General features: G+C 67.9%; 13 protein-coding genes. 2 read left to right on the top strand and 11 right to left on the bottom strand.

Annotated features, from left to right (window positions below):
- The 9 genes from HV786_RS00005 to HV786_RS00045 all read right to left on the bottom strand — a co-directional run.
- The coding region (locus HV786_RS00005) for an E3 binding domain-containing protein (protein ID WP_175209647.1) at window positions 1–651 on the bottom strand (651 nt) is incomplete at its 3' end.
- Between the two features lie 10 nt (window positions 652–661).
- A complete protein-coding gene (locus tag HV786_RS00010; protein ID WP_128829075.1) occupies window positions 662–1,150 on the bottom strand; it encodes a VOC family protein in 489 nt (162 codons plus the stop codon).
- Window positions 1,147–3,330, bottom strand: a complete 2,184-nt coding sequence (locus HV786_RS00015) for an alpha-ketoacid dehydrogenase subunit alpha/beta (RefSeq protein WP_175209650.1) — start codon at window positions 3,328–3,330, stop codon at window positions 1,147–1,149. The genes HV786_RS00010 and HV786_RS00015 overlap by 4 nt, the downstream gene beginning before the upstream one ends.
- A gap of 39 nt (window positions 3,331–3,369) precedes the next feature.
- On the bottom strand, window positions 3,370–4,158 hold the full coding sequence (locus HV786_RS00020) for an SDR family NAD(P)-dependent oxidoreductase (RefSeq protein ID WP_175209652.1): 789 nt from the start codon (window positions 4,156–4,158) through the stop codon (window positions 3,370–3,372).
- A 36-nt stretch (window positions 4,159–4,194) separates the two neighbouring features.
- Window positions 4,195–4,914: an ABC transporter ATP-binding protein gene (locus tag HV786_RS00025; protein WP_063954599.1), complete on the bottom strand. Its 720-nt coding sequence runs from the start codon at window positions 4,912–4,914 to the stop codon at window positions 4,195–4,197.
- Window positions 4,911–5,663: an ABC transporter ATP-binding protein gene (locus HV786_RS00030; RefSeq protein ID WP_062841282.1), complete on the bottom strand. Its 753-nt coding sequence runs from the start codon at window positions 5,661–5,663 to the stop codon at window positions 4,911–4,913. The genes HV786_RS00025 and HV786_RS00030 overlap by 4 nt, the downstream gene beginning before the upstream one ends.
- A complete protein-coding gene (locus HV786_RS00035) occupies window positions 5,660–6,940 on the bottom strand; it encodes a branched-chain amino acid ABC transporter permease (RefSeq protein WP_175209654.1) in 1,281 nt (426 codons plus the stop codon). Before HV786_RS00035 ends, HV786_RS00030 begins: the two co-directional genes overlap by 4 nt.
- Complete coding sequence (locus HV786_RS00040) at window positions 6,937–7,878, bottom strand: branched-chain amino acid ABC transporter permease (protein ID WP_056320465.1); 942 nt, start codon at window positions 7,876–7,878, stop codon at window positions 6,937–6,939. Before HV786_RS00040 ends, HV786_RS00035 begins: the two co-directional genes overlap by 4 nt.
- 146 nt (window positions 7,879–8,024) lie before the next feature.
- Entirely contained in the window at window positions 8,025–9,260 is a 1,236-nt protein-coding gene (locus HV786_RS00045) for a branched-chain amino acid ABC transporter substrate-binding protein (RefSeq protein WP_175209656.1), read from the bottom strand.
- Window positions 9,261–9,752: 492 nt separating this feature from the next.
- On the opposite strand from HV786_RS00045, the gene HV786_RS00050 reads away from it, so the two are divergent.
- Window positions 9,753–10,490 carry an SDR family NAD(P)-dependent oxidoreductase gene (locus tag HV786_RS00050; protein WP_128829073.1) on the top strand — a complete coding sequence of 246 codons (738 nt, stop codon included), beginning with the start codon at window positions 9,753–9,755 and terminating at the stop codon, window positions 10,488–10,490.
- A 100-nt stretch (window positions 10,491–10,590) separates the two neighbouring features.
- On the top strand, window positions 10,591–11,337 hold the full coding sequence (locus HV786_RS00055) for a FadR/GntR family transcriptional regulator (RefSeq protein ID WP_063954603.1): 747 nt from the start codon (window positions 10,591–10,593) through the stop codon (window positions 11,335–11,337).
- A 19-nt stretch (window positions 11,338–11,356) separates the two neighbouring features.
- Here the strand turns inward: HV786_RS00055 and HV786_RS00060 are convergent, their stop codons facing one another.
- Together HV786_RS00060 and HV786_RS00065 are read right to left on the bottom strand one after the other, a co-directional pair.
- Window positions 11,357–12,694 (bottom strand): NAD(P)H-dependent oxidoreductase, encoded by a 1,338-nt coding sequence (locus HV786_RS00060; protein ID WP_056320475.1) that lies wholly within the window; start codon window positions 12,692–12,694, stop codon window positions 11,357–11,359.
- An 81-nt stretch (window positions 12,695–12,775) separates the two neighbouring features.
- Window positions 12,776–13,336 (bottom strand): 5'-3'-deoxyribonucleotidase, encoded by a 561-nt coding sequence (locus tag HV786_RS00065; RefSeq protein ID WP_128829072.1) that lies wholly within the window; start codon window positions 13,334–13,336, stop codon window positions 12,776–12,778.
- Between the last annotated feature and the right edge of the window lie 32 nt (window positions 13,337–13,368).

Raw genomic sequence — 13,368 nt, forward strand, 5'->3', positions numbered from 1 at the left:
GGCAGCGGGCGCGGAGGTCGGCGCGCGGTCGCGCGCGGCTTCAACGTCCCGCCGCACGATGCGGCCATGCGGCCCGGTGCCGGTGACGCCCAGCAGGTCGACGTGCCATTGCGCGGCAAGGCGCCGGGCGACGGGGCTGGCGAAGAGGCGGCCGCCGGGGACGGCAGCGGTCGAGGATGCGGAGGGGGATTGCGCGGCGGATGCGGACGCGTTGCCGGCTTGCTGCGAGGCGGAGGCAGCGCCAGCGCCAGCGGATGCCGAGGCAGCCGACGCTCCGGAAGCCGATGCTCCGTGAGCCGTTGCTCCGTGAGCCGCCGCTCCATCTGCCGACGCGTCAGCAGCCGACCCGGCAGCCACCGCCGCACCCCCGTGCTCAGCCAACGCACGATCGATCGCCGCCGCATCTTCGCCGTCCGCGATCAGCACGCCGATCACGGTGTTGATGGGCACCGAGGCCGGCCCGGCCTGCACCACGATGCGGCCCAGCACGCCAGCCTGTTCGGCGTTGATCTCGACGATGGCCTTTTCGGTTTCGACTTCCGCCAGCGCCTCGCCCACGGCGACGCGATCGCCTTCCTGCTTGAGCCACTGGTGCAGCACGCCGCCGGAGGCGTCAGCGGCAACGGAGGGGAGCTTGATAAGGTATGCCACGATGTTGTTCCTATTCAGCGGCGCGGGCCAGGTCGGGCCGGTACGCGGCGGGGTCGTCGTATTCGACGAGTTCGAGCACATTGCCTTCGGGGTCGCGGAAGAAGGCGAGCCACGTGCCCGGCCGCACTTCCATGGGCGCGGGCGCGCTGTCAAAGACCACGCCCTTCGATTGCAGATCGCGCACCACGCCGCGCAGGTCGCGCACGATGAAGGTCAGGTACGCGGCGCCCTGGCGGTCCAGGATGGCCGCGCCGCGCACGGCCGGTTCGGGCGCCACGGCCGGTTGCAGCAGCTTGATGCGCTCGCCGTAGGGCGTCTGCAGGCGCGCCACGTCGTAGCCGTGCGGCGTGAGCCCCGTGGCCTGCGCCTTGCCGGCCGGCACGGTCACGCGATTCACCAGCGTCAGGCCCATGACATCGGTGTAGAACGCGGCCAGCGCATCCAGATCCGCGCAGCAGATGCCGACTTCCATCGGCACGGTCATGTGCAGGGTGGTCATGGCTTTTCCCCCAGGTCCGCCAGCACGTCGGCCAGGCCCGCCACCACTTCATCGGTATCGGCGAACGCCGCGCGCTCCAGCACCTTGGAGATGCTGGGCGAGGCCTCGCCGCCTGTGACGCGCTTGACCGGCTGGTCCAGCCAGTCGAAGTAGCGGCGCTGGATCTCGTCGGCCAGCATGGCGCCGTAGGACGTGCCGCGCGCGCCTTGTTCCACGATCAGCACGTTGTTGGTCTTTTTGATGCTGGCGCCGATGGTGTCCCAGTCCAGGCTGGCGCGGTCCAGCGTGCGCAGGTCGATGACTTCCGCATCCACGCCGGCCGCTTCGGCCGCCGCCAGCGCGCGGCTGACCATGGACAGGTACGTCAGGATGGTGACCTTCCCGCCCTCGCGCCGCACCTGCGCGCGGCCAAACGGAATGGCGTAGTCCAGGTCATTCTCGGGCACCTCGCCGGACGAGGCGTACAGATCGACGTGCTCGATGACCAGTACCGGGTCCTTGGAGGCCAGCGCCGTGTTCATCAGGCCGACGTAATCGTGCGGCGTGGACGGGGCGACGATGCGCCAGCCGGGCGCGGTGGCGAAGATGCCGGCCGGGTCCATCGAATGCTGCGAGCCGTAGCCCGTGCCCATCGCGACCTTGGTGCGCAGCACGAAGGGCACGTCGATGTCGCCGCCGAACATGTGGCGCGCCTTGCCGATCTGGTTGAAGATCTGGTCGGCCGCGACCCACATGAAGTCCGGGTACATGAATTCCACGACGGGCTTGTAGCGGCCGTCCATCGCCAGCCCGCCGCCCAGTCCTGCAAAGGCGTTTTCGGAAATGGGCGTGCCCAGCACGCGGTCCGGATACTTGTCCTTCAGGCCGCGCGTGGCGCCGTTGGTGCCGCCCTTCAGGCGGTGCACGTCTTCGCCCAGCACCACGACGCCGGGGTCGGTTTCCATGCGGCGGTCCAGCACGTCGGCCACCGCATCGACGAACTTGCGCGTCACCTTGGCGCCGGTGTGGTCGGCGGCTTCCTGGTAGCGCAGGCCGGCCAGCTCGGCACCGTCGCTGCGCAGGCCCACGTCGCGGAAATCCGGGCTGGGCCACAGGTCGGCGCGCACCCGGCGCTTGCCGCCCTCGGCGGCTTCGGTCAGGCGGCCGGACACGTCCTTCATCACGTCCTTGCAGCGCTGGCGCAGCGCGTCCACTTCAGCCTGCGTGACGAGCTTGCGGGCAATCATTTCCGACGCGATGCGGTCCAGCGGATCGCGCAGGCGCCATTGCGCCTCTTCGTCCTTGGTGCGATAGCCGAAGGCGCTGCCGGGGAAGGGGCCGTTCTGGTGGAAGAAGCGGTAGACGTCCACCTCGACGATGGTGGGACCCTTGCCCGCGCGCATGTGCGCCACGGCTTCCGACATGGCCAGGTGCACGGCGAGCGGGTCCATGCCGTCGACCTTCCATGCGGGAATATTGAAGGCCAGGCCGCGCGCGGACAGGCGCGGCTCGGCGGTGGACTCTTCCACGGTCGTGGACACGGCGTAGCGGTTGTTCTCGATGAAAAAGCACAGCGGCGTCTTCCACGCGGCGGTCAGGTTCATCGTTTCCAGCACCGAGCCGATGTTCACCGCGCCGTCGCCGAAGTACGTCACGGCCACGCGATCCGTGCCCGCGTGCTTGTGCGCCCAGCCCGCGCCGGCGGCCAGCGGCACGCCGCCGCCGACGATCGCGTTGGTGCCCAGCGCGCCCGCTTCCAGCCAGCGCAGGTGCATGCTGCCCCCACGGCCGCGGCAGTAGCCATTTGCCAATCCCATGATCTCGGCCAGCGTCTTGTGCAGGACCTCGTCGATGGCGGGCGTGAGCGGGTTGCGCGGATCCAGCCCCTGCGGCGCCACGTGCTGCAGCGCTTTGGCCAGGAACTGGTGATGGCCGCGGTGCGAGCCGTTGATCTGGTCGCCGGCGCCCAGGGCCAGCACCGAGCCGACGGCGCCGCCTTCCTGCCCGACCGACGAGTGCGCGGGACCGTGCACCAGGCCTTCGGCGGCCAGTTCCAGCACGGCTTCCTCGAAAGCGCGGATCCAGTGCAGTTGGGTCAGCATCGTGCCGAGCAGCGCGGGGTCCGCCTGCTGCCAGTCCGAGGCCTCGGCCGTCAGTTGCCGCCAGGGCGCCTGGGGCTCGAGCGGTTGGTAGGTGGCCATGAATGAATCTCCAGTGTGTTTTTTTAAGCGTCGGGGCAATCAGAGGTAGCTGTAGCGGCTCCAGCCGCCGTCTGCCACCAGGGTGTGTCCGGTGATGTAGGCGGCCTGGCGCGAAGCCAGGAAAACCGCCAGGTCGGCCATTTCGGCCGGCTGCGCCATGCGGCGCAGGGGCGTGCGTTGCTTGAGGCGTTCGGGGTCCAGCCGGCCGCGCGCGGCCAGGTCGCGCACGAGGTCGGTTTCGACATAGCCGGGCGCCAGCGCGTTGACGCGCACGCCCGCCGGGCCCCATTCAACGGCCAGCGTCTCGGTCAGCAGCACCACCGCGCCCTTGGTGGCGCAGTAGGCGGCGCGGTCGGGCGCCGCCACCACGCCGTACATGGACGCCAGGTTGATGATGCTGCCCGAGCCGGCGGGCACCATGCGCCGGCCCGCCGCCTGCGCGCACAGGAAGACGCCCGTCAGGTTGATGTCGACGGCCCGGCGCCATTCGTCCACGGTGACTTCCAGCGTGGGCTTGTTGGCCGAGATGCCGGCGTTGTTGACCAGCACGTCGATGCTGCCCCAGGTTTCCGCAACCTGCGCAAAGGCGCGCTCGACGGCGTCGGCATCGGTGACGGACGCCTGCACCGCCATGGCCTGCGCGCCGTCGGCGGTCAGGGCCGCGACGGCGGTGTCCAGCGCGCCGGCATCCATGTCCAGCAGCGCGACGCGCGCGCCCTGGCGTGCAAAGGCCTGCGCCGTGCTGTAGCCGATGCCCTTCGCGCCGCCGGTGATGACGACCGCCTGGCCGCGCAACTCGGCATGAATGACGTCAGTGGTGTTGTCCACGATGTGTGCCTGTGAAAGGTGAGTACGTAAGGCGGCTCAGACCGCCAGCCATTCCTGGACGACGTCCTGGCGTTCATGCAACTGCGCGGGCGGTCCTTCGAACACGATGCGGCCGTGACCCATGACGCTGACGCGGGTGGACACCTTCAGCGCGATCGTCAGTTTCTGCTCGACCAGCACGACCGACACGCCCTGCTTGTGGATATCCCGGATGACGTCGGCGATCACCTCGACGATCTTTGGCGCCAGCCCTTCGGTGGGCTCGTCGATCAGGATGACCTTCGGGTTGCCCAGCAGCGAACGGCACATGGTCAGCATCTGCTGCTCGCCGCCCGACAGGTTGCCGGCGCGGGTATTGCTGCGTTCCTTCAGGCGGGGGAAGTAGTCGAACATCTGCGCCACGGTCCAGTACGGCGCATCGTCGCGCCGGGGCTGCTCGCCCATGCGCAGGTTCTCGTCCACCGTCAGGTTGGCAAACACCTCGCGCTCCTCGGGCACAAAGGCCAGGCCCGCGCGGGCGATCTCGAAGGGACGCTTGTTGGTGATGTCGCGGCCTTCCATGGCGATCTGGCCGCCGGTCACGTCCACCAGGCCCATGATGCTTTTCATGGTGGTGGAGCGGCCCGCGCCGTTGCGGCCCAGCAGGCTGACGACCTCGCCGCGCCCGATCGACAGGTCGATGCCGTGCAGGATGTGGCTCTTGCCGTAATGGGCATGCACGCCCTGCAGCGACAAGAGGGGGGATTGCGTCGTCATACCGTTTCCTCTCCCAGGTAGGCCTCGCGCACGCGGGCATCGCCGCGGATCTCGGCGGGCGTGCCGGTGGCCAGGATCTCGCCGTAGACCAGCACGCTGATGCGGTCGGCCAGCGAGAACACCACCTGCATGTCGTGCTCGACGATCAGCAGGGTGCAGTCGCGCGTCACGTCCTTGATGAGTTCGACCGTGTAGTCGACCTCGTGCTGCGACATGCCTGCCATCGGCTCATCCAGCAGGATCACCTTGGGCCGCGACGCGAGCGTCATGCCGATTTCCAGCGAACGCTGCTCGGAATAGTTCAGGTCGCCGGCCGCCGTGTCCTGGCGGGCCGTCAGCCGCACTTTCTCCAGCAGGCGGTCCACGTCCTCGTTGACGGCGCGGTTGCGTGCGATGGGCCGCCAGAAGTTGTAGACCAGGCCGTGCATGCGCAGCACCGCCAGACGCAGGTTTTCGCGCACCGACAGACGCGGAAACACGTTGGTGATCTGGAACGAACGCGCCAGGCCAAGCCGGTTGATGGCTTCGGGCGCCAGGCCGCCGATCGGGCGCGAGCGCAGGCTGATGTCGCCCGACGTGGGCGCGAACGAGCCCGACATCAGGTGAAACAGCGTGGACTTGCCCGCGCCGTTCGGGCCGATGACGGCGTGGCGTTCGCCGGCTTCGACCGCCAGGTTCACGCCGCGGATGATCTGCGCTTCACCAAAGGATTTGCGCACATCGGTCAGGGTCAGGATCTCGTGGCTCATTGGGCGGGCTCCAGCAGGGGGGCGGCTTCGCCCGTGTCGCGGCACAGGGCCAGCGCCCAGCGGCAGGCGGCAAGGCCCGCGGCAAACAGCGCCAGCGGCACCAGCCAGGTCGACAGCGCAAGCGGCGCCCAGTCCTGGCCGAACAGCGGGATGGCGGGCCAGCCGGCCTCGGGGTTCATGGCGAGGAGAGCGCGGTAATCGCGCGCAAACATGCGTTGCAGCAGTTCCACCGTGAAGACGGTGGCGCCAGTGAGCAGCAGGCCCCCGGCCACCGACACCGCGGCGCGCGGCAGCCAGTTGGCCAGCCCGCGCTCGCGCAGCGACTTGGCCGCGCGCTGCACCAGACCGACCAGGCCGTCCGGCACGAACAGCATCACCAGCACGAAGAGAATGCCCTGGTACAGCAGCCACGACCGCGTGATGTCGGCCAGCGTCTGCGACAGGAAGGTCAGGATGGAGGCGCCCAGCACCGGACCCAGGAACGCATTGACGCCGCCGATGTAGGCGAACAGCACCGCGTCAGTGGACAGCTTGACCTCGAACAGCACGTAGTTGCCGGCTTCGATGTTCAGCGCCTGCAAGCCGCCCGCGATGCCGGCGAACATGGCCGACAGCGCGAACACCATGGTCTTGAGCGCGTGCGGGCGGTAGCCCAGGTAGCGCAGACGGTTGGCGTTCTCGCGCAGGCCCAGCGTCAGCCGGCCGAGCGGCGTGCGCGTCAGGCCATACAGCGCGGCCAGCGACACCAGCACCCACGCCAGCACCAGGTAGTACACCTCGATGTCGGAGCCGAAGGTAAAGCCCCATGCCGGCATGCGCATCGCGGACACGCCCGCCTCGCCGCCGAAGACGCTCTTGAGGTGCGGCGCCAGCGCGTGCAGCAGTTCGGCCAGCGCCAGCGTGATCATCGAGAAGTACACGCCCGAGCGCATGGTGGCGAACCAGCCGGCGACCAGGCCGAACAACAGCCCGGCCACGCCGCCCACCAGCGGCATCAGCGGCGTGGGCAGCAGGCCCGCGCCGCCCAGCGCATTCATCGCGTGGATGGTGGCGAAGGTGCCCACGCCGAAGTAGGCGGCATGGCCAAAGGACAGCATGCCGCCCTGGCCGGCCAGCAGGTTGAAGGCGCAGGCGAACAGCGCGGCGATCAGCATCTGCACGGCCGCCACGAGCTGTCCGGCAGGCAGCAGCCACGGCAGCGCGCACAGCGCGGCCACGCACAGGATCAACAGCAGGGCGCCCGTGGCGCGGCGGGTGGAAGTCGCGGTATGGCTCATGCCTGCTCTCCCTTCAGCCCCGACGGCTTGACCAGCAGCACCACCAGCATCAAGAGAAACGGCAGCGTTGCGGCCAGGCTGGAGATCTTCACCGTCATCAGCCCACCCACGCTTTCGGCCCACTCACGCGCGCCGAACAGACCAAACAGCGTCGCCAGGCTGGCGTCGATGCCGACCGAGAACGAGCTGATCAGGCCGATCAGCAGCGACGCGATCATCGCGCCTTCCAGTGAGCCCAGGCCGCCCACCACGACCACCACGAACACCAGCACGCCCAGTTCCAACGCCATGTTGGGATTGGTGGTGTAGAAGGCGCCCGCGACCGCGCCGGCTAGACCCGCCATCGCCGCGCCCACGCCGAACACGCTCATGAAGACCAGCGGCACGTTGTGGCCCAGCGCCTCGGCCATGCGCGGCCGGTAGATGGCCGAGCGCACCACGATGCCGACGCGGGTGCGCGACAAGAGCAGGTAGATCACGGCGAACATCGCCAGCGACACGCCGCCCATCAGCAGGCGGTAGAACGGATAGTCCGCGTCGAACACGCGGAATGCCGCGAAGTTCAGGAACGGCGGCACGCGGTAGTCGACGGGAAAGTCGCCGTAGAACAGCTTGATCAGCTCGGCGACGATGAACGCCAGCCCGAAGGTGACCAGCAGTTCCTGCGCGTGGCCGAACTTGTGCACGCGGCGCAGGAAGAAGCGTTCGACGCCCATGCCCAGCACGCCCGCGATGATCGTGGCCAGCACCAGCGCCGTCCAGAAGCCCGTGACGGGCGTGAGGGTGTAGGCGGCATACGCGCCGATCATGTAGAACGATGCGTGCGCGAAGTTCAGCACACCCATCATTCCGAAAATCAGTGTCAGGCCTGCCGACACCATGAATAGCAGCAGGCCGTAGATCACGCCGTTCAACAGCGAGACGGTAAAGTATTCCATGTCCGCTCCAGGATTCTTGCGCGGGACGCCAGGCGTCCCGCGAGCGATTGCGCACGTTGTTTTTGCCCGGCCCGCGCCGGGAGTGCGCTTGTCATGTGCCGGCGGCGGCCCGCGCGCATTTCAGCCCACAGCCCGCCGCGTGGGCATCACTTCGGACGTTGCATCTTGCAGGTGCCCTGCACCGGCGCGGACACGTCCGCCGCGGCCAGCACCTTCACCGGTTCGAAGCCCATGTCGGTGCCGTCGGCCTTGTACTTGGCGTTCTTGCCCACCTTGGACACCACCATCGGCAACTGCACCTGATGGTCTTCGGCGCGCATCGTGTAGTCGCCCAGCGCCGATTTGTAGGTGACCTTCTCCAGCGCCAGCGCCAGTTCGGGCACCGGCAGCTTGCCGTCCTGCGGCTTGACCTGCTTCAAGGCCTCGCCCAGGAAGCGCACGCCGATCACGGTCTGCGGCTCGGTGTAGCTGGGGTAGTGGCCGGTCTTGGACTTGTAGTCCTCGGCGAACGCCGCGCCTTCCTCGCCGGCGGCCTCGATGTTGTACGGGTGCGCGATGTAATGGCCCAGCGCGACCTCGCCGGCGTTGGCCAGGTTGCCGACCTGGTCCAGGAATACCGTGGCAAAGCGCACCTTCAGGCCGGCGGCCTGCGTGGCCTTCATGAGCAGCAGCAGGTCGTTGGACCAGTTGCCGGTGACCACGGTGTCGGGCGTGGCCGAGCGGATGCGCGCGACATAGGGCGCGAAGTCCTGGATCTTGTTGACCTCGTGCAGCGTCTTGCCCACGACCTCGTAGCCGTACTCCTTGGCAAAGCGCTCGGTCGCGCCTTCCATGTCCTGGCCCCACGAGTAGTTCTGGTTGATCGCGTACACGCGCTTGCCCAGCGTGCCGTCGGCGGACATGACGGATGCCAGCGCCTTCACGCGCAGGTCGGCGTTGGTGGTGAAGCGGAAGTGGTAGAAGTGGCACTTCTGGCCGGTCAGCTCCAGCGCTTCGCCGCCCACGTTCAGGAACACGATCTCCTTGCCCGGGTTGCGCAGGTTGTGCTTGCGCACGTCTTCCGTGAGCTGGCCGGAAATGGCCGACGACGACCCCTGCACCAGCACCTGCACGCCCTCGGCGGCCGCGGCGCGGAAACGGTCCGAGGCGCCCACGGGGCCGCCCTGGTTGTCGAATTCCACCAGCTCCAGCGGCTGGCCGTTCCAGCCGCCGGCGGCGTTGATGCGGTCCAGCTCGTATTTGACGGCGGCGCGGAACATCAAGCCGGTCGAGGCTTGCGGGCCCGACAGCGTTTCGATCAGGCCGATCTTGACGGGTGCGGCGTGGGCGGTGGCGGCGAGTCCGGCCAGGCACAGCAGACCGGTGGTGAAAGCCAATTTCATGCGTGTCTCCTCCGTGGAACGGGAGTGTGTTGATTTGCGTGGGTCAGACAGGCGCGCACGCCGCATCGCCCGCGCGCCGCGAGGGCGGGCAGGCGATGTGGCGCGAAGACGAGGCAATGACGCCGGCCGCGGACGCGCGGGGCGCCGGGGCGAGGCGCCGGCCGGGCAGGGCATGAAGCCGCCGGGGCGTCTGAGGATGCGCCGTCGGACGTGCCGAGGGCGCGGATGCGGTCATGCTGCCGGTGAAGTTCACCTGGTTGTCCCCTGCCTGTTTATGCGGCGTGACGCCGTGTTTTTCTGACTGACTTGCCTGAAAACGGCAGTTGATTTACGCTTTCCAAACAAGTTGTCAGGCAACTTTATTAAGTTGTCCGATAAATCATAGGGCAAGCGTTTTTCTCGTGTCAAGCAACCGATTCAGGCGTTCAATCTGAATTCGAGCCGCTGCCGCGAAAGCGACGCGGGCCGCCAAAAACAGTTTCAGGAGACAGGATGATTTCGTTCGAGGGGCAGGTTGCCGCCATCACCGGCGCGGGCAATGGCATCGGCTTGGCCACGGCGCGCCTCATGGCCGCGCATGGCGCGCGGCTGGTGCTGACCGACATCGACAACGCGCGGCTGCAGGAAGTGGCGGCCGAGCTCGATCCGAGCGGGCAGCGCATCTACACGCACGCGCTGGACGTGTCGGTGTCGCACGACTGCGAACGGGTGTTCGAGGCCGCCGCCCGGCACTTTGGCGGGCTTGACCATCTGGTCCACTGCGCGGGCATCTACCCCGAGCAACTCGTCAAGGACACCAGCGACGAGTCCTGGCGCACGCTGATGCGCGTGAACCTGGATGGCACGTTCTACGTGTGCCGCGCCGCCCAGCGCCATCTGCGCCATGACGGTTCGATCGTCCTCTTGACGTCGCTGGCAGCGCAGCGCGGCAGCTACGCGCACGCCGCCTACGCCGCGTCCAAGGGCGCGGTGCAAAGCTTTACCCGCAGCCTGGCGCTGGAGCTGGCCCCGCAGATCCGCGTGAACGCGGTGGCGCCCGGCATCATCGCCACCTCCATGACGCACGACCTGATCGGGCAGAAGGGCGCGCAGCTGCTGGAAAGCACGCCGCTGCGCCGCTTCGGCACGGCCGAGGAAATCGCCGGGACCATCGCCTTCCTGTGTTCGCCGCTGGCGGCCTTCGTGACGGGCGAGGTCATGCAGGTCAATGGCGGGATCTATATCGCGTAAAGTTCAAGAACGCGGCGCACCTGCCGGAACCCCCACGCGAGACATTCCTATAACCATGGCCGACGCGCCCGCGCGCCGCCCTCACGTTTGAACGATCCCCATGCAGCCCAGTCAAGAACCCGATCCGGCGCGCGCCGCGCCCCGCAGTTCGCTATCGGCGGCGGTGGCGGACGCCCTGGCCGACCAGATACGCCAAGGCGTGCTGGCCCCCGGTGATCGCCTGCCGACCGAAAAGCAGCTGACCGAGATGCACTCGGTCAGCCGCGCGGTCGTGCGCGAGGCTCTGGCCCGCCTCAAGTCCGAAGGGCTGGTCACGTCGCAGCAGGGCAGCGGCGTGTTCGTCGACCCGAATTTCCAGAAAAACGCATTTCGCATCGCCGCGCCCACGCCGGGCGACAACCAGGACCTGGAGCACATCCTGGAATTGATGCTGTCCATCGAAGTCACGGCGGCGCGCTATGCGGCGCAGCGGCGCACCGAGCCCGACCTGAAGAAGATGCGGCAGGCGCTGGTGGGCATGGAGTACGCGCTCATCAACGACAAGCTGGGCGACGAGGAAGATTATCAATTCCACCAGGCCATCGTGCAGGCGACGCACAACCCGCACCTGGTGGCGCTGAACGACTACCTGGAAGCGAATGTGCGCCGCGTCATCCGCAGCGCGCGCAACAACACGGCGCGCAGGTATGCCGAGCGCATGGCCGCCGTGCAGAGCGAGCATCAGGCCATCTTTGCCGCCATTGAAGCTGGCGATTCCGACGCCGCGGGCCGCGCCGCCGAACAGCACCTGCGCAACGCGGCCGACCGGCTGCGGTTGTTCCAGGCGGAGCGCCCCGCGCCCGTGTGACCGCGGGGCCGGGCCGCGCCTACGCGAAAGTCTGCTCCATTTCGCGGCGGAACTGCACCGCCGTCGAGCGTTCGTCGTACTCCACGTCGCGCCAGCGGATGGCCTGCGACTGGCGTACGGGGTTCTTCAGCTTGACCTTGTTCGACAAGCCCAGCGGCAGATAGCCTTCCTCGACTGAATCGGGGGCAGGCATCAGGCGCCCGTACACCGTGTAGCCGCCTTCGCCGTCCAGGATCTGGCCGGCCTGCAGGTCGCGCTTGGCAGTGGCCACGACGTCGCCGTGCCAGCCCGCGGGCGCGCCGGTGGGCTCGCGCCGCAGGCCCACGCTGGCCACGCTGATGCCCAGTTCCAGGCCGATCAGGTGGTAGGGCTTGTACATGGCGGTGAAGTTGCCGCTGGGATCGGTGACCAGGCCATATTCCTGAAAGCAGCGCCGCACGTAGTCGCTGTCGGCCGCAAGCGTGACATACACGCCCCAGCGCAGATCCCGGAACACCGGCCGTCCGTCACGTTCCAGCGACGAGATCACCTCGACCTGGCCGCGATGATGCAGCATGCCGCCGTCTTCGCGGGGACGCAGCACGCGCGCCAGATCATCCACGCCGCAAGGCGGAAAGTGCAGGCCCGAGGGCGACGGCAAAAGACCCGTGGCATTGGAGACGGCCGCCATCTCGATGGCGCTCTTGGTGCCGTCCAGAAAGCTGTTGAACATCTGCGCGTTGAAGTCGCCCGCCGCCACCATTTCGGCGGTGAAGCCGTAGTACGGCCAGACGGTGTCGGGGGTGGACGTGTGGAATTCGGGCAGATACTTGGTGCCCTTGCCCGCGGCCATGACCTCGAAGCCGCTGGCGCGCGCCCAGTCCACCATTTCGCAGATCAGGGCGGGCTGATCGCCGTAGGCCAGCGAGTAGACGATGCCCGCTTCGCGCGCGCGGCGCGCCAGCAGCGGGCCGGCCAGCGCGTCGGCCTCCACGTTGACCATGATGATGTGCTTGCCGTATTCGCAGCAGGTGAGCACGTGGGTGATGCCGGCCGCGGCCTGGCCGGTCGCGTCGATGACGATATCGACGTCGGGACTGGCGATGACGGTGCGCGCGTCGTCGCAGAAATAGACCTTGCCGTTCTTGTAGGCGTCATTGATGCTGCTGGCGTTGAGCGCGCCGGCGGGCCAGCCCACACGGGTCAGCGCCGCGCGAGCCCGGTCGGGCACCAGGTCCGCCACCGCCACCAGGCGGATGCCCGGCGTGCGCGGGGCCTGGCTCATGAACATGGCGCCGAATTTTCCGGCGCCCAACAACGCCACTCGCAAAGGCTTGTGGTCGGCTTCTCGCTGCTTGAGCAGGCGGTACAGATTCATGGCGCGGGCTCCTCCCGGGTGGGGCGTACGACTCCACAGGATAGTCCCAAACGATGACGCCTGAACAGGATTCAGCCGGAGTCAGGCATCTGCCGTATAGAGCTCGCCGGCCAGCACGTTGCGCCAGTTCTGCCAGTTGATGCGCGGCCTGTCCGTCACCTCACGGTTATAGGGCGCATCGAACAGAATGTGTTTCCAGCGCGGCCGCGCGGCGCCTTCGATATGCGGCTTGTCGTCGATCAGCAGATGGCCCTGCACCAGCGTCTTGTCCTTGGTCAGGATCAGCCGGTTGGTGGCCTCGCGGCCCAGGTTCTTTTCCACCCACAGGTATTTCTCGGCGACGCAGTTCTCGAACTGCGACAGCGGCGACGAGCAGATCCGCACGTCCATGCCCAGCGCCAGCAACTCGTTGAAGGCCTCCAGCGCGCCCGGGACCGGCGGCAGGTTGCGGATGAAGCCCGGCGCGGTGTAGATCGCCTCGGCCATCCCGCGTAGTTCGGGGGCGTAGTCTTCGCGGATGTAGAAGGACTTGCGGTTCTCGAACGCCACGGGCGCGACGTCAGGGTGGCGCGCGCGCCAGGCGTCGATGAAGGCGTGTTCAAAATCGGCCAGCACGCCGTCTTGATCCAGCAGGATGATCATGGGGGGCCCAGGAAGTGGCAACCGTACGATTG

Source organism: Achromobacter mucicolens (assembly GCF_902859725.1).
Lineage (GTDB): Bacteria > Pseudomonadota > Gammaproteobacteria > Burkholderiales > Burkholderiaceae_B > Achromobacter > Achromobacter mucicolens.

Bases quoted from the DNA above. Each gene is read 5' to 3' on its own strand.
- HV786_RS00035 (WP_175209654.1), bottom strand. From the start codon at position 6,940: ATGAGCCATACCGCGACTTCCACCCGCCGCGCCACGGGCGCCCTGCTG.
- HV786_RS00055 (WP_063954603.1), top strand. From the start codon at position 10,591: ATGCAGCCCAGTCAAGAACCCGATCCGGCGCGCGCCGCGCCCCGCAGT.
- HV786_RS00050 (WP_128829073.1), top strand. From the start codon at position 9,753: ATGATTTCGTTCGAGGGGCAGGTTGCCGCCATCACCGGCGCGGGCAAT.
- HV786_RS00065 (WP_128829072.1), bottom strand. From the start codon at position 13,336: ATGATCATCCTGCTGGATCAAGACGGCGTGCTGGCCGATTTTGAACAC.
- HV786_RS00025 (WP_063954599.1), bottom strand. From the start codon at position 4,914: ATGACGACGCAATCCCCCCTCTTGTCGCTGCAGGGCGTGCATGCCCAT.
- HV786_RS00040 (WP_056320465.1), bottom strand. From the start codon at position 7,878: ATGGAATACTTTACCGTCTCGCTGTTGAACGGCGTGATCTACGGCCTG.
- HV786_RS00010 (WP_128829075.1), bottom strand. From the start codon at position 1,150: ATGACCACCCTGCACATGACCGTGCCGATGGAAGTCGGCATCTGCTGC.
- HV786_RS00030 (WP_062841282.1), bottom strand. From the start codon at position 5,663: ATGAGCCACGAGATCCTGACCCTGACCGATGTGCGCAAATCCTTTGGT.
- HV786_RS00060 (WP_056320475.1), bottom strand. From the start codon at position 12,694: ATGAATCTGTACCGCCTGCTCAAGCAGCGAGAAGCCGACCACAAGCCT.
- HV786_RS00015 (WP_175209650.1), bottom strand. From the start codon at position 3,330: ATGGCCACCTACCAACCGCTCGAGCCCCAGGCGCCCTGGCGGCAACTG.
- HV786_RS00045 (WP_175209656.1), bottom strand. From the start codon at position 9,260: ATGAAATTGGCTTTCACCACCGGTCTGCTGTGCCTGGCCGGACTCGCC.